Origin of the sequence: Arcanobacterium pinnipediorum (genome assembly GCF_023973165.1) — a bacterium.
Lineage (GTDB): Bacteria > Actinomycetota > Actinomycetes > Actinomycetales > Actinomycetaceae > Arcanobacterium > Arcanobacterium pinnipediorum.
In genome coordinates this window covers 616,033-636,615 of the sequence record NZ_CP099547.1, presented here as the reverse complement: position 1 = coordinate 636,615, position 20,583 = coordinate 616,033, and the positions used below count along the sequence as shown (strand labels likewise).

Genomic DNA, 20,583 nt, shown 5'->3' with positions numbered 1-20,583 from the left:
CCGTCGTTATAATCCTGATCACATTCACCACTTATGGTAAACACTTCAATCTGATAATGTCGCTATCTTCGGTGAGGTGGACAGCGCGCCTATAGTGCGCTTTTCACTGGAACCCACTCAAGCCTGTGTCGCGAAAGCGCCAGATTCGATGCCCAAAAAACCGCCGTCGTACACTGTCGCATCCACCAGACTCAGGGTACCCTTAGTAAGCAGTGAACAATAAGTATTGTCTAGCATGGGAGAACGCCGTGTCTAAAGCTCAACGACGCGATCACCGCCCCAAAGTCCAGGTCATTTCGCCCGCCGGATCCAAAGGCACCCGCTACACCGCAATTATGCGAGTACTGGTCGAATTAGGCAGCGCGGTTGCACTCGGGGCGACCGCCCACCAACTCGGAACCTATCTGGGGGGTGCAACACCTGCAGGTCGTGGCTGGATCATTGGCGGCATCGCCGCTGTGGTCGCCGGTATCTTCGGCATCTTGGAAATAGTTTCCGGAGTATCTCAGGCGCGGGCGGAAGAAAAACGTATTCGGCACCGGATACTGTCCCATATCTTCACCTCGAAGTCCTTGCCCAAGAACGACTCCGATCAGTTCTCCTCAGCTAAGCTCATTCAGCTAATGACCGATAATGCCGAACGGCTAACCGATTTCCGTCAACAATACCTCGGCTCAACTCTAGCCGCACTACTCACCCCGGTGCTGCTCGTGGGCTACATCGCCACCCGGATCGATGTGCGCCTCGGACTGGGAATGGCGATCAGCATTCCGCTCGTCCCCCTCCTCGTAGGCGGTTTCCTGCGCGTATTTCGCGGAGTTTCGGCCCGCTCTCGCGCCGAACGCGCCAAACTCACCACCCAATACCTAGACGCGATTCGTAACCTGACTGCCGTGCGCCTCTTCGGCGCCGGCCCCCGCCTAGAAACCACACTACGTGCTCAAGGTGAAACCAACCGCAAAGCCATTATGAAAATCCTGGCAGGCAACCAGGTCGTCATTATTGTTTTAGACGGAGTGTTCTCTCTCGTCTTTATCTGCTGGTCGGTGTTACTTATTTCGTGGGGTATCGACGCCGGGCGCATCGGCATCACCGAAGCACTCACCGCACTATTCTTGCTCGTGCTTTTACTTGAGCCACTGAACCAAGTAGCCGGTTTCTTCTATATTGGCATGGGCGGAATCGCTGCCCAACGCGCAATCAAACGCTATCTCGAACAACACCCACAACCCGAACCAAACACCCCGAAACCATTGGAATCGGCACCAAGCGAACACCTTATCGACGTGCGCGAAGTCAATTATGACTACGGGCGCGGCGAAGTATTACACAACGCACATCTGCACGTCGATACCGGGCAAAAAGTCGCCGTTATGGGACCATCGGGAGCAGGAAAATCCACACTCCTCGGACTGCTCAAAGGTTCCCTGCCACTCCAAGACGGTTCCATCGTAATTTCAGGCCAACAGCTAGCAAGCCTGTCGCCAGCAGACATCCGCAAACTCGCCGCATCGGTTTCCCAAACTACCTGGCTCTTCACCGGCACCATCGCAGACAATCTGCGCTTGGTACGAAAAGACGCCACTGAGGAAGATATGTGGGCAGCTCTCGAACGCGCCCACGTCGCCCATGATATCCGCCGTATGCCCGCTGGCCTCAACACCGATGTAGGCGAACGCGGTTCGCGCCTATCTGGCGGCCAAGCCCAACGTATTTCACTGGCACGGGCGTTCTTATCCGGACGCGAGATCGTCTTCTTAGACGAACCAACCTCGCACGTCGACGTCGAATCCGAAGCTCGTATTATCGATGCCATCGCTGAAATTGGTAGTGATCTGAGCGTCGTCATGGTCACCCACCGCGAAGCACTGCTACGCATCGCTGACAAACTCTACACTGTCACCGACGGCACCGTCACCGAAGGAGCGCGCTCATGAGTGAAGCAACCACGCACACCCAGCCAACTAACTCCGGGCAACCTCTTGCCGCTGAGCAATCGTCGCTCACTGCGCAAGTAACCGAACCACGCCCACTTGCCCAACCCACTAACCGAGAACTGCTCTCCTGGCTAACTTCCATCACCCGCCCAGTTCACGCTCCACTACTAGTATCGACCTTCTTCCGGTTTATTAACCTGATAATGGACGTCGTGCTCTTCGCATGGGCGGCATGGACAGTTGTTCACGCCTTAGCTGGCGAGCCAATCGGCTCCCATCTTCTTGCCATCGTAATTGTGGCAGTTATTAAAGCACTTGCCTACTATTTAGAACAATTCCTCGGGCATTTCGTAGCATTTAAGGCACTGGAACTATTGCGCGGCTACGCCTTTTCTAAACTCTGGCCGCAAGCCCCCATGATTACTACGCGCACCCGATCTGGCGATCTCCTAGCGTCTTTGACCCGCGATGTAGACCGTATCGAAGTGGTCTATGCCCACACGTTTGCCCCGGTCGTGTCTGCGATCGTCGTCCCACCAATCATTTTCCTTGCGATCGGAATGAATATTGGTTGGTTGATTGTAGCCCCACCAGCACTATGCTATCTGCTGGCTATGACGCTCGTGCCGTGGCTGGGCGCACGTCATTCCTTCGAAGCAACCACAACTCAGTTGGCACACCGCGCCGACCTCGTCTCCCACGTCACCGATTCGGTGTTCGGTGCTGAAGAAGTTGTTGGTTATGGTTTGGAAGACGAACGCTTAAGCGTGATGGAAAAATTAGGCACAATCGTGGCTGGCGATACCCGTCGCCCGGCGCTCTTCCGGGGTCTGCGTCGCGGCCTGAATATTTCCCTCGCACTGTTGTCAGTTATTGGCATGGCCGCAGCCGGTTATGCTACTGGGGTTGAACCCGCACTTGTTATTGCGCTCAGTGCCGGTATGTTACGAATTTTTGAAGGCCCAAAGGGAGTTGAAGACGCTGTAGGCGCACTCGACGCTTCCTTCGCCTCCGCACGCCGGATCTGGACGATTGCCCACAGCGATTACGGTGTTGACGACGGCGAACTGGACTATCCGACGTCGTCTGCTAACTCGACGATCGAATGGCGCAACGTCACCTACCACTACCCGCTAGCTGGCGAGGATTCCCAGCCTGCACTACGCGAGGCTAACATCGTCGTTGCGCGCGGTTCGCACACAGTTTTCGTGGGCCACTCTGGTTCGGGAAAGACGACGGCGGCGCAGTTACTCTTGCGCTTCGACGATCCGAGCACCGGAGAGATTCTGATCAACGGCGTTAATGCCCGCGATATTCGCCTCGATGAACTGCGCTCCCACGTGGTGCTCGTGACTCAAAAGAATCAGATTCTTGACACCACTATTGCCGACAACGTTCGCCTCGGTGCACCAAACGCAACTGAGGAAGAGGTCTGGGCTGCGCTCGAGATAGCGGAACTGGCTGATGAAGTTCGCGCTATGCCTGATGGTTTACACACTCGAACTGGTCAAGATGGCACCCAGCTTTCGGGCGGTCAGGCCCAACGCTTAGGTTTAGCACGCGCGCTTATCATCAAGCCAGAGGTGCTGGTGCTTGACGAGTTTTCCGCGAATTTGAATGTTGAACTCGATGCGCGGATCCGCGAGCGCTTAGCGCGTGACCTGCCTGAGGTGACGATTATTGAGGTTACCCACCGGTTGGCGCACACCGAGCATGCCGATCAGGTCTACTCTTTCGATCGCGGAACGGTGGTTTCTCAATAAAGGTTGATGCTAGTGTTTTACTATGCATAGCTGGCAAAAGATTCTCCAAAATCAAATCCAAGCACCAGATCCAGTTAGGGACAGCGCCACTGGACATGCCGTATTTGCTAAGTTAGCCGGCGGCGAGCTCGCCGATATGGAGCTATACGATGATGTTTCGGATCTAACTGACCCCGTAAAACTTCGCCTACTCCTGACGCATAAAGCTGGCGAACGAAACACTGGTAAGCATTGTGTGGTTATTGGAATGAATCCTTCGACGGCTTCGGCTTTCCAAGGAGAAAAAGCAGACAATACTGCACGGCAAGTTTACAATTGGTTCGCAAAAGCTTCAGCTCTTGAGGACTATGAGCGGCTTACGATGATTAATCTTCTGCCAATTATCGAAACAGAGAGCAAAAAGGTATCACAGCTTCTCGATAGGAATTCAGATCACTATCGAGAAATCTTTCATCGGACGCTCGACGCACTGCTTCGGACCGAAAAATACGATCTCGAACGCATGCTATTGATCTGCGCATGGGGTTCATCGAGCAATAACCGTTGGGTTCGGGACGGACAAGCATGGTTCTACGAATACCTAGATGCGCACGAAGAAATACCGCGTAGCAATATCCAAAGACTAAAATACAAATCCCTAGGATCTCAAACATGTTATCCTCCTCATCCGCGTGGTTCTAAAGCGCTACAAAACGGAAATGTACTAACCGAAATGCCTAAGCAAAATCCTGACAGAAAATCTCGGCGGTAACCTCATGACGACTCTTGGTTTTATTGGCGCCGGTTCGATGGCCAGCGCGATCATGAACGGTCTTGTTTCTTCCGGAACACCTGGCGAGCAGATTATTTTTTCGCGGCGCAACGCCGACGCCGGCGCCCAGCTTGCCACCGAACTCCGCGCCCGCTTCACCACAGATAACACGGAGGTGGCGGCGGCCAGCCAGATCCTCGTCCTCGCAGTCAAGCCTTATTTGATTGGCAGTGTGCTCGACGAGATCAGCCCTCACCTGTCCCCTGACACGCTTCTGGTCTCGGTAGCTGCTGGAGTTTCGCTCGCAGATATTGCCAGCCATGCCCCGGCCAATCAGCCGATTGTGCGCGCAATGCCAAACGTTAATTCCCATATCAGCATGGGTATGACGGGGTTGTGCCCTAACGATTTCGTTTCCTCCACTCAATTCGCCGACGTCGAAGCCCTCTTTGGCGCGATTGGAGAAGTTGCGACCCTTCCAGAACATCTTTTCTCCGCATTTTCCGCGATCGCTGGTTGTTCACCGGCATGGACATACACCTATATTGATGCGTTGGCACGTGCCGCGCTCGCCGAAGGCATGACGAAGCGCGAAGCCGTGCGCGTTGCCGCCCAGGCAGTGCTAGGTTCAGCTCAGATGGTTTTGGATTCACTCGACTCTGCTGTCCCAGCCGAACTGGTCGATCGCGTAACCTCACCGGGCGGCACCACGATCGCTGGTTTGTTAGCGATGGAAGATGCCGGGTTCTCCCCAGCCGTCGTCGCTGGGGTGCGCGCCGCCGTCGAACGCGACAACGCATAGGTATCTACAAAACCCTAACGTGATACCTGCCACTGTTCTCATCGGCGCACGGCAGGACTAAATCATGGAAGAATAGAGCCATGACTGAAAATAATTCCGCATTGCTCGATAACACCGAGGTTCCGGACAAAGTATCACTCGAAGGCCTTGAAGACCGCTGGGGTAAGGCTTGGGCCGAAAACGGCACCTACCGTTTCGATCGCGACACTGAGCGTAGCCAGGTCTATTCAATCGACACCCCACCACCAACAGTTTCTGGTTCACTGCACGTTGGCCACGTATTTAGCTATACCCATACTGATACGGTTGCGCGCTATAAGCGTATGCAAGGCATGAACGTCTTTTACCCGATGGGTTGGGACGATAACGGCTTGCCAACAGAACGCCGGGTACAAAACTACTATGGCGTGCGCGTAGATCCGTCCCTACCCTACGTGCCAGATTTCGTCCCCCCACATGATGGTGGCGATGGCAAGTCGATTAAATTCGCAGACCAGATGCCCATTTCTCGACCAAACTTTGTTGAGCTATGTTGGAAGCTAACCCAAGAAGACGAGCAACAGTTTGAAGCATTATGGCGTCATCTTGGCTTGTCCGTTGATTGGGAGCAAAACTACCAGACGATCGGCGCCAAAGCCCAAAAGGTGGCCCAGGCTGCATTTATTAAGAACTTCCAGCGTGGGGAAGCCTACCAAGCCCAGGCTCCTGGCTTGTGGGATGTTACCTTCCAAACTGCGGTTGCCCAAGCTGAACTAGAAGCGCGCGAATATCCAGGCGCCTACCATTCGCTTGCGTTCCATCGTAGCGACGGCGGTGCCGACGTCGTTATCGAAACCACTCGCCCAGAGCTGTTACCGGCGTGTGTGGCACTCATTGCTCACCCAGATGACGAGCGTTACCAGGCGTTGTTTGGCACGACGGTTATCTCCCCTGTTTTCGGGGTTGAAATTCCGGTTTTAGCCCATCCACAAGCCGAAATGGATAAGGGTGCCGGTATCGCTATGTGTTGTACGTTCGGTGATGTGACTGACGTGGTGTGGTGGCGTGAACTTGATCTGCCAATGCGTTCGGTGCTCAGCAAAGATGGTCGCCTCCTCAACGAAACTCCACAGTGGATTACGGATGCCGCCGGCGTTGCCATGTATGAAGAGATGGCTGGCAAAACCACTTTCTCTGCTCGTAAGGCACTGGTTGAGAAATTGGCTGAAACCGGGGAAATGTTGGGCGAACCAAAGCCAACCACTCGTATGACGAACTTCTTCGAAAAGGGCGATAAGCCACTCGAAATCGTCACCTCTCGCCAATGGTATATCCGCAATGGTGGACGCGCCTATGTACAAGATAATGGCAAGGATTTGCGCGATAACTTAGTTGATCGCGGTGCGCAAGTTGCCTTCCATCCGGATTTCATGCGGGTGCGCTACAACAACTGGGTTGAAGGTTTGAACACTGACTGGCTGGTTTCGCGTCAGCGCTTCTTTGGTGTTCCGTTACCGTTGTGGTACCGGGTGAATGAAGCTGGCGATATTGATTATGACGACGTTATCGTTCCGTCCATTGACCAGCTCCCTATTGATCCAACCACCGACGTTCCAGATGGCTTCACTGCTGAGCAACGCGGCCAAGCAGGCGGTTTCGTTGGCGAAGTAGACATTATGGATACTTGGGCTACCTCCTCACTAACCCCACAGATCGCAGGTGGCTGGTTAACTGATGAGGAACTATTTGCCAAGGTTTATCCGATGGATGTTCGCCCCCAAGGCCAAGACATCATCCGTACCTGGCTCTTTTCCACCATGGTTCGTGCCCATCTTGAATTTGACGATGTGCCGTGGAAGCATGCCGCTATCTCAGGCTGGATTTTAGATCCCGACCGCAAGAAGATGAGTAAGTCGAAGGGGAATGTTGTTACCCCGATGGGCTTGTTGGAAAAGCACGGCTCAGATGCAGTACGGTACTGGGCTGCTTCGGCTCGTCTTGGTACCGATGCGGCTTTTGACGAACAGCAAATGAAGATTGGTCGCCGCTTGGCGATGAAGCTTCTCAATGCGTCGAAATTCGCGCTCCAAATGGGTGGCACCGGGACTAAGATCGATCTAGATTCGTCGGCAGTGACCGAACCAATTGACCGCGCGATGCTTGCCGAGTTGGTTCAGGTTGTCGAACAAGCTACTCAAGCCTTTGAAAACTATGACCACACGCGGGCGCTGGAAATTTCCGAAACCTGCTTCTGGGCTTTTTGTGATGACTACCTAGAATTGGTCAAAGATCGCGCCTATGATCGCGACGGCACGTATGCTCAGGCTGGTCAAGAGCAGGCTGTGCGTTCGGCTCGGGTTGCATTGAACTTAGCTGTTGATACCTTCGTTCGTCTCTTCGCTCCGGTACTGCCCTACGCGGCTGAAGAAGTATGGTCATGGTATCGTACTGGTTCAGTCCACCGGGCACAGTGGCCCTCTATTGTTCCGTTGGCTCAAGCCGCCGGCGATGCTGATCCAGCAACCTTGCACGTTGCCGGGCAGGCTCTAGCTGCATTGCGCAAGGTTAAGTCGGAAAATAAAGTTTCTCAGCGTACTGCGTTCTTATCCGCCACACTCAGTGTACCCGCAGCTGATGAAGCTAAGATCGCAGCTGTTCGAGGCGATCTTCTCGCTGCCGCCCATGTTACTGGTGAATTCACCGTGGTTACTGACGGTACCGAAGGCGCTCATGTAACTGGTTACGAGTTGGCTGAACCAGAGCCAAAGAAGAAGTAGTTTTCGGCAATTATTCGGAGGTGGGGTTCGCGTTGTAGCCAACCCCACCTCCGTCGTCGTACATGCCTACCCAAACTTTTAAGTCTTCATTGGCGGAAAAGTCACACGGCAAAAATCACCCACAAACTCATAACTTACGGTATCGTAGGAAACGATAAACTTTCCTAGGAGGACCTCCGTGAGTAAATATATTGAAGACGAAGGCGTAGCGTTCATTCCCGGTCTCGTCAAAATAGAAGACAAAATGACCGTGCCAGCAACAATCCGTCGCTACGGTGAAGAACGATCAAAACACGTCGTCATTGAACGTAAATCAAATCTTGGTAACACTTGGGTACCTGTCACCTGGCATCAACTCATCGACGAAGTCCGAGAACTAGCCCGTGGTTTTATCGGATTGGGCGTCCAACCCGGTGACCATATCGCTATCATGGCCCATACCTCCTACGAATGGACCCTTTTCGATTTCGCCATCCAGTTCGCCGGCGCACACGCCATCCCTATCTACGAAACCTCATCTACCGCCCAGGCCGAATGGATTATTAGCGATGCTAAAATCCGATTTGCCATTGTTGAAGATCAGGGAATGCACAATATCGTCGCTCCTATTCTCGACAAATACGATCACTTTGAAAATATCTTTGTTATCAGCGACAACGCCCAAAGCAAAATTGCAGCGCACGGACGAATACAAGACGATCACATCATCGATGAACGAATCGACGCACTGCGCGCCGATGATCTGTGGACCATTATTTACACTTCGGGCACCACCGGGCGTCCCAAGGGAGCAGAGCTCACCCACCGCAATGTCCTACATGTCTCGCTCAACGGTCCGGCAGATGAAGGGCTGATCAACGTCATCTCCTACAAGGGCTCACGTACGCTCCTATTCCTGCCGCAGGCCCACGTCTTTGCTCGTTTTATCAATATTGTTGCCATGATTGGCAACGCCACTGTGGGATATTGCGATACGAAGAATCTGGTGGCAGATATGCAGTCATTTAAGCCAACTTTCATTTTGGCAGTGCCACGGATTTTCGAAAAGATCTACAATTCTGCTGATGCGAAAGCTGGCAAAGGATTGAAACTGCGAATGTTTCGCACGTTTGCCAAAGTGGCGATTAACTATTCGCGAGCACTGGACACCGAAGAAGGGCCTTCTGCGAAACTTACCGCACAGCATCGGTTGGGAGATAAACTCGTTTACGCAAAGTTGCGTGAGATCACCGGCGGAAAACTCCGTTGGGCCGTCTCTGGCGGCGCACCTCTCGGCGAACGTCTAGGTTCATTTTTCCGCGGCGTAGGGCTTACCGTTTTGGAAGGTTATGGCCTAACCGAAACATCTGCTCCAACCACTGTGAACCGTTCGAATAATATACATGTGGGTTCAGTTGGTCCGGCTTATCCGGGGTGCTACGTCAAAATTGCTGATGATGGTGAAATCCTTGTTAAAGGTGACCACGTCTTCCGTGGCTATCATAATAACCCTGAAGCTACTCAGGCAGCCTTTACTGAGGACGGCTGGTTCCGAACCGGAGATATTGGTCAACTTGACGACGACGATTTCTTGTGGATAACAGGGCGAAAGAAAGAGCTCATCGTTACTGCTGGTGGGAAAAACGTGGCACCTGCCGCCCTTGAGGATCGGTTGCGTTCCCACCCGATTATCTCCCAGGTCGTTGTTGTTGGAGACCAAAAACCATTTGTGGCTGCCCTAGTCACTCTCGATGCCGAAGCGCTACCACAGTGGTTAATTAACCACGAACTTCCGCCGATGACGGTTGCCGAAGCGGTGAAGGATCCACAGATTCTAGCTGCTATTGACCGCGCAGTTAAGCGAGTTAATGAAAAAGTCTCCCGGGCTGAGTCGATTCGTAAGTTTACGATTTTGCCTACTGATTTTACGGTGGAAAATGGCTACCTCACACCTTCATTAAAAGTGCGCCGCAATGTTGTCTTAGAAGGGTTTGCCGATAAGGTCCGCGAAATCTATGGTGAATAGTTTCTGCATGTAGTAGGTGGGGCAGTTCATTGAACTGCCCCACCTACTTTGATGTAAAACTCTACTTCTTATGTAAAACTCTACCTCTTATGTAAAACTCGCCTCTTACGTAAAAGTCTAACTCTTATGTAAAACTCGCCTTTATTTATTTCTAGCTACAGCGTGTGTTGGGTTTGGTCTACCGGCGCTTGGCTAGGCGCTTTGGTGTTCGGCTCCGCGCAATACTAGTCTTGGCTCGGCTTTACCAGCAACAACATCAGCGTCGATAATTGCGCGCTCGACGTCGTCGCGCGAAGGAATGTCAAACATCAATTCACGCAACAAATTCTCCAAAATAGAGCGCAGACCGCGAGCGCCTGTGCCACGCTCAATTGCTTCTTCTGCTATCGCACGCAAGGCATCATCAGTTAAGTCAAGCGTTACGCCATCGAGGTCAAACATCTTTTGGTATTGCTTAACAAGTGCATTCTTCGGCGTCGTCAGGATTTCAACCAAGTCATCAACTTTGAGTTCTTCGACATTCGTAATAATCGGCAACCGGCCAATTAGTTCTGGAATGATACCGAATTTGTGGAGATCTTCTGGAGTGACTTCGCTAAAGACTTCAGCGCCACGATCGCCCTCGTGCAGCTGTGCACCAAAGCCAATCCCACGCCGGCCAGTGCGAGAGGTAACGATATCTTCCATTCCGGCAAACGCACCGGCGAGAATGAAGAGCACATTCGAGGTATCTATCTCGATGAACTCTTGTTGAGGATGCTTGCGCCCGCCTTGCGGTGGCACCGAAGCTACAGTGCCTTCGATGATCTTAAGCAGTGCTTGCTGGACGCCCTCACCTGAAACATCGCGAGTAATCGATGGATTTTCTGATTTGCGGGAAATCTTGTCGATTTCGTCGATGTAGATGATTCCGCGTTGGGCACGCTCGATATCATCACCAGCTGCCTGAATAAGTTTGAGCAAGATATTTTCTACGTCCTCGCCAACATACCCGGCTTCGGTTAAAGCCGTAGCGTCTGCAATAGCAAACGGCACATCAAGCATTTTCGCTAACGATTGAGCGAGGTAGGTTTTCCCTGTTCCAGTTGGCCCCATGAGTAAGATATTGGACTTGCCGATTTCGATTTCGTCGCCATCTTGCTTGTTTTTAAGCGACGAGGCACCCTGTTGGGATTGGATCCGCTTGTAATGGTTATACACAGCAACGGCAAGAGTGCGCTTGGCTCGTTCTTGCCCAACAACGTATTGATTAAGAAACTCAAAAATTTCAGCAGGTTTAGGAAGCTCTTTTTCTTCATGAGGCTGGGCATCACTGCCAAATTCCTCTTCAATAATCTCGTTACATAACTCGATGCATTCGTTACAGATATAGACACCTGAACCGGTGATCAGTTTGCGTACCTGACGCTGACTCTTTTGGCAGAAAGAACACTTGAGTGCGTCTGCCGCATCGGCGGTCCGTGTCACGTAAGTCTCCGTTCGTTGAGATTTTCTTCTGTCTCTATTCCACACTATATTTGTGCCAGTGTGAAGTTCTTCGTCTCTGGGCGTGTATAGCTTCACGTTTGCCGTGCTCGGCGTCGCACTACCGTGGCAATAAGTAAGCTCGCCCGTCACCATAAGTCAAGCACGCACGTAGATCTGCACGTTGCGATAAGTTAAGTCCGCATGTGGCCCGAAAAGGTTACGGTGGAGTCAAACGTCACGTTTGACTCCACCGATGATAGAACGATTATTACGTCCTACAAGTATTTCGCTGATCTGTTACTTTCCAACTTGTGGGGAAACAGCTTTACGCGATGTCAAAACCTGATCGACTAGGCCGTATTCTTTAGCCTGTTGCGCGGTAAGAATCTTATCGCGTGCGATATCCTTCTTGATGATTTCGCGATCCTTGCCGGAATGAGCGGCAAGGGTATCGATTAGCCAGTCACTCATACGGTCAATTTCATCTGCAACAATGGCGATATCGGAGGCTTGTCCTTGCATACCTTCCATAGCTGGCTGATGAATGAGCACACGGGCATTTGGCAACGCTAACCGGCGACCAGGCGCACCTGCAGCGAGCAGAACTGCAGCAGCCGATGCGGCTTGTCCCAAGCACACGGTCTGGATTTGTGGCTTGATGTACTGCATGGTGTCATAAATTGCAGTGAGTGCAGTAAGTGAGCCACCCGGAGAGTTGATGTACATCGTGATGGGTGATTCTGGATCAATTGACTCTAAGACGAGCAACTGTGCCATAACATCATCTGCGGAGGCATCATCAACTTGAACGCCAAGGAAAACGATGCGGTCTTCGAAAAGCTTGGCGTAAGGATCTTGGCGCTTGTAGCCATAAGGCGTACGCTCTTCGAAGTTCGGCAAAATGTATCGGTTTGATGGCATTTGAGGTGCGGTACCACCGGGCATCATTCCCTGCATTCCAGCCCCCATCATTGGCATCTGATTCGGGTTCATTGCGTTCATCATTTGCGTCTCCTTCCTCAGTTTTCGCCTAGTTCTGCAGAGCCACGGTCGACTCCGCCACCACCCACAACAGCTGATGAGTCTTCAATAATATGGTCAACAAAGCCATACTCAAGTGCTTCTCGAGCGGTGAACCAGTGGTCACGATCGGAATCAATGAGAATCTGCTCAACGCTCTTGCCAGTGTGCTTAGCGTTGAGTTCCGAAAGCTCTTGCTTCATCTGCAAAATTAAGTCAGCATTGATACGAATCTCAGTCGCAGTACCACCTGCGCCACCTAACGGTTGGTGCATGAGCACACGTGTATGTGGCGTAATGTAGCGCTTGCCCTTTGCGCCCGCAGTTAATAAGAACTGCCCCATTGAGGCTGCTAGTCCCATTCCTACAGTTGCCACATCTGGCTTAATGTATTGCATGGTGTCAAAGATTGCCATACCTGCTGTGACCGATCCACCTGGGGAATTGATGTAGAGGTAAATATCCTTATCTGGATCTTCTGCAGCAAGGAGAAGAAGCTGGGCACAGATCATGTTTGCGTTTTCATCTTTGACCTGATCTCCGAGCCAAATGATGCGCTCTTTGAGAAGACGATTGTAGATTGAATCACCGAGTCCGAGGTTATTTGATGAACTTCCGGCGAGCTGTGGCGTAGTAGTCACGTATTCTCCTTCGTTGTGGCACGATGCCATAAGTTTCGTAAATGTAGGAACCGCACATTCTCTCGCTACTTCTTCTCCGTATGAGCAGATAGCATGTTTTCACATGGCCGCCACTCATGCGAGGCGAGCGAGTTTGTTGAGGTACTACACGTTCCATATATGAGAGTACCTTGTTTGTCGTGTTATACCTATATACGTTCGCTAGTGGCGTGGGCAAGATTGAGATTTACCCTTTAATTATGACCTTGAACCACTTACGAAAATTATGACCTCGGATCACTTAAGAATCGGGATCTACATTGAGTACGGTAATTTAGGGACAAAACCGGGGTATTTGGGGAGATAGCCCTTTATTCAATGACATCTGCCCATATACCCCGGTTTCCAGACGTTTCGATGCCTTAAGAGCACTTACATTGCAGACATTCTAGATTTTGGCTACTTTCGGCATGAAAAGTGCACCAAAAAAGAGGAGCCACATAGTGGCTCCTCTTTTTTGAAACTCTGGACTACTAGAATCACCTAAGTCACGATCGATTGGATTCGACCTTCATCGCAACTGGCGCACACTAGAGATCCAAGACGATAGTAATCAGGCAAGCGCCATGATGGTCTTACGCGCTTTACCAGCCTTTTCAGCTTCCAAAACACGTACCTTCTCAGCTTCATCAGCACTCTCAAGGTAGGCGACAACTTCGTCAACCTTGTGAGCCGATGGATCGAAATCACCAGCTGGAGCTTCAGCCTTGTCAGCCTTCTCAGCCTTCTTCTCTGCCTTGGCCGTTACTTTGACCTTTTTCTCTTGAGCAGAGAAATCTGGAACGGTCTCGCCTTCAGGTGCATCACCGAGAATAGCATTGACATCAACAGCGTTACCGTTTTCATCTTCAACCTTCGCCAAACGCAATGCGGCAATGAGCGCCTTGTTTCGGGCAATTTCACCGGCAAATGCACCGATCTGGTTGGTCTGAGCAGCAGCCTGGATGAACTGGTTTGGATCCATACCATACATCTGAGCTTGAGAGATAAGGAATTCAATGAGCTCTTCTTGTGCTACATCGACGTTGAATGCCTTGGCGTAAGCATCGAGAAGAAGCTGAGTACGCAAGCCTTCTTCGATTTCACCGCGAATCTCTTCGCCATGTGCATCGTTTTCTTCCTTGCCCTCACGCTCGAGGTGGTTCTTGATTTCCTCTTCAACCACTGACTGTGGAAGTGGGAACTCTACTGCATCGAGAAGAGCATCAGAGAGCTTTTGGGTACCCTCAGCAATTACTTCATCACCCTTAGCCTTAGCAGCCTTAGTGCGCAAGTCTTCCTTAAGTTCAGCGATAGTATCAAACTCAGATGCAAGCTGGGCGAAATCATCATCGGCTTCGGGGAGTTCTGCTTCCTTAACGGAGTTGACGGTAATCTTAACGTTGGCGTCTTCACCCTCGTGTGCGCCACCCATAAGCTCAGCAGTGAATTCGACTTCGTCGCCTGCCTTTGCGCCGGTCAGGGCTTCATCCTGACCTTGAAGCATATTGCCATCACCGATCTTGTAGGAAACGCCGGAGACGTCATCAATCTCTTGACCGTCAATGGTAGCAACCATGTCAATATTGACATGATCGCCCTTTTGCGCGGCGCGCTCAACGTTGGTCAAAGTTGCAAAACGCTCGCGAAGTGCATCGAGCTCGGCGGTGACATCATCATCAGAGACTTCCAAGCCGGAAACCTTCACGGTTAAAGTTGCCGGATCAGCGAGGATGATTTCCGGGCGCACATCAACTTCAACGGTGAACTTCAGGGCGGTCTTATCGTCCTTTCCCTTCATTTCAGGGACTTCATCAATGGCGATTTCTGGGCGCGACATCGGGTACAGATCAGCTTCGGCTACTGCCTGCTGATAGAATTTGTCCATGCTATCGTTGATGGCTTGCTCGATAATATAGCCTTTGCCGATCTTCGCTTCTAAGATGCGACGTGGGGCATGACCTGGGCGGAAGCCTGGGATATTGACCTGCTTGGCGAGAGTCTTCGCAGCCTTTTCGTAATCTGGGCCAAATTCTTCGGCTGAGATTTCGACGTTTAACTTGGCGCGGGTCTCGCTGAGGTACTCAACGGAATTCTTCACTGGGATTTCTCCACTCACGTATTCGGGGGCCGTAGCCCATTGGGTTCACTGTTGGGTGAACATCTGTCAGAGGCGCAATGCTTTTGCTTTTACATAACAACACCGGATCGGCGCGTTGCGTTTGCGCATACCGTCCTATTCTAAAACACATAAGGGGTTTGGTCTGCATTAAGCGGCAATGAATGTAGACACAGGTTTTGCCTAACGGCATCTAGAAGATTCGATACGACAATCTCCCCCAACTGTATCAATGCGCATAAAAATCCTTCCAACTATCTCAAACCGCCCTGATTGCCCACCGCCCGCTCAGAACATGTTTTAAAACCGGGGAATACGGGGAGATGTCCCCATATACGACCCTATCGCCCCGTATTCCCCGGTTTCGTAACACGTTATGGTCTTATCCGGGCTGGAAGAGGGGGCTGGATAGTAGATGGAGTGGGATTACAGCGGGTGACGGCCGATAGAAGTGTGGTGTGTGGATGAAGTGTAAGAGAACTAGTGTGGGATTTGAGCAGATTCGCTTGTTGATGAGCTGCATTTTGGATTGATTAGCTGGTAGGCAAGCTGAAGTTTAGATGGATTAGCTGGTAGGTAAGCTGGGGTTTGTTGATAAGATCGGCATACGTGTCTGTTTACCTGGTATGGGATAGCTAGTCCATGGTTCCAGAACACATCGAAGATTCACGCAACACACGCGATGCTGAGACCACAACACGAATATCTTTCAAACTCACAAGCCGAGCAAGAATTACGGTAGGATCATAAGCGGTGAAGGTACGTTCAAGTTTTTGATTCACACTCTAAGCATGAACTACCTTCACCACTTCTACATCTCCACACCCCACCAAAACGCGAAGAGCCGGGAATACGGCGCGATAGGTCTCTATACGGGTAAATCTTTTTCCAGATGCCCGTGAGACTATGAGTCGATTCCGAAAAAATCCCCTGAGATATTCGAACATATCTCAGGGGATTTCGATGGTCGGGATAGCGGGATTTGAACCCACGACCTTCCGCTCCCAAAGCGGACGCGCTACCAACCTGCGCTATATCCCGTGCTCTAAAAACTTTAAAACAGTTTGTAGGAAATTCATAATTGATTCAAAACTTGAGTCTCAGATCACGTTCGCTGAATTAATTTTGCACTTTTGCTCCTCGTCTTGCTATAGTCATTTAGTCAGTTTCGACTGGCAAGCGAGTGTAGCTTAATGGTAAAGCCTCTGCCTTCCAAGCAGATGACGCGAGTTCGATTCTCGTCACTCGCTCTTTTCATATCATCCCCCGCATCCACATTCATTTACCTCCGCCACCCTTTCCCTTCATGGCCATAATTCGTTTCATCTCGTATTGATGCTAGGTAATTAGCAACAAGTGATTAATCTCATACACCATCTCAATACTTTCTGAACGAGTCTGGGAATTGCCTGAGAACGGTGCAATCTCAGGCGTGTCTAATTACCGAAGTAACCACTAAAATGGACATTAGTGCGTCAGCTCGCATGGGAAACTAAAATTTTGCGTAGCAAGCCTCGGTCTTACAACCCCGGCTTTCGCAGTCAAGGATGGCAGCTGCGATAACCTTACTCCAATGTCCGCACGTATCGCTTGCCTCAAGGCCGACCCAAACGTTCGCGCCCTTGTAGGTGAAGATCCAATTCCAGAGCCCGAAACCCTCGGCACTGAAGAAGATGCAATCGCTGATCAGGATGGTTTCGGTGCAGAAGCTGACAAGCAGGAGCAAGAACGCTTCAAAGCTGCCGAAGCTGCAGTCGCTAAGTATCGCTCGATGCCAACTTCTACAAACTACGAAGAAGCAAAAGCAGCCGCTCAGGGCTACGATGAGTTGCTGATGAATCTTGAGACCGCAAAGGCCAATATCGAGAACGCCACCGCTGGCCTCACTGACTTCCTCAAGGATAAGACAGCCGAAGAAGATATGGCTGAAGGTACCGAAGACCAAACGGATAACGGCCGCGATGGTTTCGAACTTGAGTCCGAAAAGCAATTCAAGGAAGCTCAGGCTGCTCTGAAGGCTTGGCGTGCAAAGCCTTACTCAAAGGAACTCTACAACAGGGCTGCTGAACTTGCTAAGCCATACCCAGATCTCGTTAAGGCTCTAGCAGAAGCTAAGAAGGTTGACGAAGCTAAGAAGGGTGAACTCGCTAAGACTGGTGTTGCACTAGGCGCTCTGGCCGGTATTGCAACTCTCTCCACTATCGGTGGTGTAGTAGCAGTTCGCCGTCGCAACCACTGATCTGCGTTAGATAGAGTGTAACGCTATACTTCTACCTAACTTCATAACTAGAGTGTGGCCCGCAGGAATTCCTGCGGGCCACACTTGTTCTACCACTAGCGTGATTCGTTAAATTTTGCCGCTACCTCTAGCGTGATTCTTTGAATTCCACATGCTGGCGGATAACTGGATCATACTTTTTGAGCACCATCCGCTCTGGATCATTGCGACGGTTTTTCTTAGTCACATACGTAAAACCAGTACCAGCACTCGAGACAAGTTTGATTACCGGGCGTACATCGGATGTTTTTGCCATGGGACTACCTCACAACTCTCCGTGCCGAATGAGTTCGGCAACTACTGAATCAATTCCTCGCGAATCAATTGTTTTAATGCCCTTTGCACTTAACGTCAATGTGACTGTTCGTTTTAACGACGGCACATAGTAACGTTTGGTCTGCAAGTTCGGATTAAAGCGCCTACTGGTGCGTTTATGCGAGTGGGAAACGGATTTTCCAAACCGCACCCGCCGCCCAGTTACTTGGCAGTATGTTGCCATTATCCTTGCCTCCCCTTAAATTTCGGATTGAGCTTATTAATCACGTAGACGCGGCCACGACGTCGGACCACTTTCGATCCTGGCTGGTTCGCTAAACTGTGTAACGAGGCTCGAACTTTCATTATTCCTTCTTTCTCCCGCACCGCCAGTATCACTGCAGTGTGCCGGGCAATTCGTTAATACATCACCGCTTTTTTCACCAAGACGATTTTGTGACGCCTGGTAGTTTGCCCGCTAACGCCATTTTGCGGAACCTAACCCGAGACAAGCCAAACTTGCCAATATATCCGCGCGGTCTGCCGTCGACGACGTCACGGTTACGTAGTCTTGTCGGTGAAGCGTCACGCGGCAGCGCATGGAGTTTAGCCAGCGCAACGTGTCGCTCTTCTGTCGAGAGATTGACGTCAACTGATGCCCGTTTTAATTCTGTGCGTAGCTGAGCATATCGCGCGACTTTGGCTCGCCGTTGCTGTTCGGCTGCGATTTTAGATTTCTTTGCCACAAACACCCCTTAATGAGAATTGTTCTCAAACGCCTACTCATGCAATAATAGATAACGATTCTCAATAAGGCAATATTCCCGCACGTAAGGAGCTTATGATGCACCGCACATTACATCTCATATCTAGTGCTGATCCAATCCTCTCCGACCTCCTTGCCTTAACCCTAGTTACAACACCAGATAACATCTGGCAAACGCGACTGGAACAAAACCATGCGACCTGCGACATCGGAAAACTCATCTTTTCTAACGCCGTACACAGCGAAATCACCCTCGAGCTTCAAGGCCAGTGTGTTACCTGCGCAGTGCGTCAAGCAATCATTGCCTTCCTCAACCAGCCCGACATACTAACATCAAACATCTTTCTCATACTCCCCCTCGGAATCGAACTGCCTCACCTGTGTCCCGCACTCACCGACGATCTAAAACACAGCACAACCAGTCTCGGAGCAGTTATGCACGCTTTAGACGCCACGAACGCTCTCGACGAATTACTGACCCACATTCCGCTCACTGAGCGCGACGCTCAGCTCATTGCGGGCGATGAGCGTTGCCTTGCCGAAGTTCATGCAATAAATACCGGCTATGCTGATCTCGTCTTGCTCAGCGGAGACCACCAAAGCCCAGGAGGCGAACTCGTAGAACATCTGCGTCCACACGATACCCTGCTCGCTCACCCCTTCGAAGACGACGTCGAAGAGCTGGTTTCAGATATAACCCATGAACCACAGCGAGCTTTAACCCGCATTCACCCATCTACTCTCCAGGCATGGGGCGGCCCGCAAATCCATGGAACATGGACACTCGATCTCACCTCAACAAAAGCCCTACATCCGCAACGCCTTTTCGATTTCGCTGAGCTAATCTGCGAACTCAACGTCTATGCACGCGGCTGCTTCTGGGTTCCAGCACGCCCCGACGTCATCTGTTCCTGGGATGCACTTGGCACACAGGTAGCTATCTCTAACGCTGGAGTGTGGGAACCAAACTCTGCAGCTACTACCCATATCGTCGTCGTCGGAAACGGCAAACCAGAACGAACACAACAAATAGAACAAGCCTTCGCCCAGGCGCTTGCCACGCAAACCGAAATGCTTTTCGCTGAACCCGATGACGGTCTAGACCAATGGTTAGGCCAAAGCATTATCGAAGAATAACAACAGCCCCTGTAAGCACAACCAGAGGACCATAAACATAAGGCCACCACACAAGCGAAAGTGCAACAAACTCGCGCAGAAAACTCACCGATGTCAGATAGGTGGGAGCAGGTGCGCCGAAGATAGCCCAGTCAAGCCCTAGCCTGCGCACCAACACCTGGGTACGAAGTACGTGGTAGTTACTCGTTGCCACTCCTACGCGCGAGGAGGGTGTGCACACATCGCGTACTATCGAAGCCGAATACATAAGATTTTCGTAGGTGGAGGTTGAGCTTTCCTCGCGCCAGATCCGAATCGGTACCGAAGTGACCTCGCGCGCATACGTTTCCATCGCTTGAGCTTCGGAAATAACCTCATCGTCTCCTCGCCCACCCGAACAGATCAACAATGGCTGTTTACCGCGCTGGGCAGATGCGCGCACAAGTTCTATGCCACGATCAACGCGGCGTGCTAAGAGCGGGCTGACCCGATCACCGATTAAACCTGCTCCCAATACGATAACGACGTCGAAAGATTGCGCACTGTCTCGAGCCTGAGCATGCCGGGAAAACCAGGCGAAACCGAGCAAAAGTAGCCCGAGGTATCCTGAGGCAAGGACGAACCAGTAACCAGCTGATAGCAAAGCAGGTGCCAGGTTGCCACCGGCCAACACCACCACACAGGCAATCGAAACTAAACCCGGGCCAGCGATGAAAAAGGCTCCCGTATGGCGGCGTCTGGGATTAGTAGCGTAGCGCCGAAATCCCCACACCACAATGGCCCAACCCGCAATAACTAATGTAACTGCCATGGCATCGAAGACGTTCATGCTCTTATCCTACCCACACCAGAGAAACACCAACGAAGGTAAAACTCCTGCCCGGACATA

General features: G+C 51.4%; 18 protein-coding genes and 2 tRNA genes. 9 read left to right on the top strand and 11 right to left on the bottom strand.

The features are described 5' to 3' along the window. The first annotated feature begins 248 nt into the window (after positions 1 to 248). From NG665_RS02745 to NG665_RS02720, 6 genes are all read left to right on the top strand, one after another. A complete protein-coding gene (locus tag NG665_RS02745; RefSeq protein WP_252673775.1) occupies positions 249 to 1,937 on the top strand; it encodes an ABC transporter ATP-binding protein/permease in 1,689 nt (562 codons plus the stop codon). Then, positions 1,934 to 3,700 carry an amino acid ABC transporter ATP-binding/permease protein gene (locus tag NG665_RS02740; protein ID WP_252673774.1) on the top strand — a complete coding sequence of 589 codons (1,767 nt, stop codon included), beginning with the start codon at positions 1,934 to 1,936 and terminating at the stop codon, positions 3,698 to 3,700. The genes NG665_RS02745 and NG665_RS02740 overlap by 4 nt, the downstream gene beginning before the upstream one ends. A 22-nt stretch (positions 3,701 to 3,722) precedes the next feature. Next, on the top strand, positions 3,723 to 4,451 hold the full coding sequence (locus NG665_RS02735; RefSeq protein WP_252673773.1) for a DUF1643 domain-containing protein: 729 nt from the start codon (positions 3,723 to 3,725) through the stop codon (positions 4,449 to 4,451). Between the two features lie 4 nt (positions 4,452 to 4,455). Next, the gene (gene proC / locus NG665_RS02730; protein WP_252673772.1) at positions 4,456 to 5,253 is read left to right on the top strand and encodes a pyrroline-5-carboxylate reductase; all 798 of its coding nucleotides are present in this window, start codon (positions 4,456 to 4,458) and stop codon (positions 5,251 to 5,253) included. 80 nt (positions 5,254 to 5,333) lie between these two features. After that, a complete protein-coding gene (gene valS / locus NG665_RS02725) occupies positions 5,334 to 8,009 on the top strand; it encodes a valine--tRNA ligase (RefSeq protein ID WP_252673771.1) in 2,676 nt (891 codons plus the stop codon). A gap of 178 nt (positions 8,010 to 8,187) precedes the next feature. After that, positions 8,188 to 10,014, top strand: a complete 1,827-nt coding sequence (locus NG665_RS02720) for an AMP-dependent synthetase/ligase (RefSeq protein ID WP_252673770.1) — start codon at positions 8,188 to 8,190, stop codon at positions 10,012 to 10,014. 192 nt (positions 10,015 to 10,206) lie between these two features. Here NG665_RS02720 and clpX read toward each other — a convergent pair whose 3' ends face one another. The 6 genes from clpX to NG665_RS02690 form a co-directional block, all read right to left on the bottom strand. Beyond that, positions 10,207 to 11,481, bottom strand: a complete 1,275-nt coding sequence (gene clpX, locus NG665_RS02715; protein ID WP_252673769.1) for an ATP-dependent Clp protease ATP-binding subunit ClpX — start codon at positions 11,479 to 11,481, stop codon at positions 10,207 to 10,209. Positions 11,482 to 11,778: 297 nt separating this feature from the next. Then, complete coding sequence (locus tag NG665_RS02710) at positions 11,779 to 12,453, bottom strand: ATP-dependent Clp protease proteolytic subunit (RefSeq protein ID WP_435366690.1); 675 nt, start codon at positions 12,451 to 12,453, stop codon at positions 11,779 to 11,781. A gap of 47 nt (positions 12,454 to 12,500) precedes the next feature. Next, a complete protein-coding gene (locus tag NG665_RS02705) occupies positions 12,501 to 13,172 on the bottom strand; it encodes an ATP-dependent Clp protease proteolytic subunit (protein WP_252673768.1) in 672 nt (223 codons plus the stop codon). Between the two features lie 562 nt (positions 13,173 to 13,734). Next, the gene (gene tig / locus NG665_RS02700; protein ID WP_252673767.1) at positions 13,735 to 15,261 is read right to left on the bottom strand and encodes a trigger factor; all 1,527 of its coding nucleotides are present in this window, start codon (positions 15,259 to 15,261) and stop codon (positions 13,735 to 13,737) included. A gap of 653 nt (positions 15,262 to 15,914) precedes the next feature. Beyond that, positions 15,915 to 16,061 carry a hypothetical protein gene (locus NG665_RS02695; protein WP_252673766.1) on the bottom strand — a complete coding sequence of 49 codons (147 nt, stop codon included), beginning with the start codon at positions 16,059 to 16,061 and terminating at the stop codon, positions 15,915 to 15,917. 182 nt (positions 16,062 to 16,243) lie between these two features. Beyond that, positions 16,244 to 16,320, bottom strand: a tRNA-Pro gene (locus NG665_RS02690). Positions 16,321 to 16,458: 138 nt separating this feature from the next. Here NG665_RS02690 and NG665_RS02685 point away from each other — a divergent pair. Beyond that, positions 16,459 to 16,529, top strand: a tRNA-Gly gene (locus tag NG665_RS02685). A 323-nt stretch (positions 16,530 to 16,852) separates the two neighbouring features. Next, on the top strand, positions 16,853 to 17,518 hold the full coding sequence (locus NG665_RS02680; RefSeq protein ID WP_252673765.1) for an LPXTG cell wall anchor domain-containing protein: 666 nt from the start codon (positions 16,853 to 16,855) through the stop codon (positions 17,516 to 17,518). A 127-nt stretch (positions 17,519 to 17,645) separates the two neighbouring features. On the opposite strand, the gene rpmG is transcribed toward NG665_RS02680, so the two are convergent. The 4 genes from rpmG to rpsN form a co-directional block, all read right to left on the bottom strand. Further along, on the bottom strand, positions 17,646 to 17,813 hold the full coding sequence (rpmG, locus tag NG665_RS02675; protein ID WP_252673764.1) for a 50S ribosomal protein L33: 168 nt from the start codon (positions 17,811 to 17,813) through the stop codon (positions 17,646 to 17,648). A gap of 9 nt (positions 17,814 to 17,822) precedes the next feature. Next, a complete protein-coding gene (gene rpmB, locus NG665_RS02670) occupies positions 17,823 to 18,056 on the bottom strand; it encodes a 50S ribosomal protein L28 (protein ID WP_252673763.1) in 234 nt (77 codons plus the stop codon). Then, complete coding sequence (gene ykgO, locus NG665_RS02665) at positions 18,056 to 18,178, bottom strand: type B 50S ribosomal protein L36 (RefSeq protein ID WP_252673762.1); 123 nt, start codon at positions 18,176 to 18,178, stop codon at positions 18,056 to 18,058. Before ykgO ends, rpmB begins: the two co-directional genes overlap by 1 nt. A gap of 74 nt (positions 18,179 to 18,252) precedes the next feature. Next, complete coding sequence (gene rpsN, locus NG665_RS02660; RefSeq protein WP_252673761.1) at positions 18,253 to 18,558, bottom strand: 30S ribosomal protein S14; 306 nt, start codon at positions 18,556 to 18,558, stop codon at positions 18,253 to 18,255. Positions 18,559 to 18,656: 98 nt separating this feature from the next. Here rpsN and NG665_RS02655 point away from each other — a divergent pair, with 98 nt between their 5' ends. Continuing rightward, complete coding sequence (locus NG665_RS02655) at positions 18,657 to 19,715, top strand: CobW C-terminal domain-containing protein (RefSeq protein WP_252673760.1); 1,059 nt, start codon at positions 18,657 to 18,659, stop codon at positions 19,713 to 19,715. Here the strand turns inward: NG665_RS02655 and NG665_RS02650 are convergent. Then, a complete protein-coding gene (locus tag NG665_RS02650) occupies positions 19,702 to 20,523 on the bottom strand; it encodes a YdcF family protein (RefSeq protein WP_252673759.1) in 822 nt (273 codons plus the stop codon). The two genes, NG665_RS02655 and NG665_RS02650, sit on opposite strands and share 14 nt — an antisense overlap. Positions 20,524 to 20,583 lie beyond the last annotated feature (60 nt).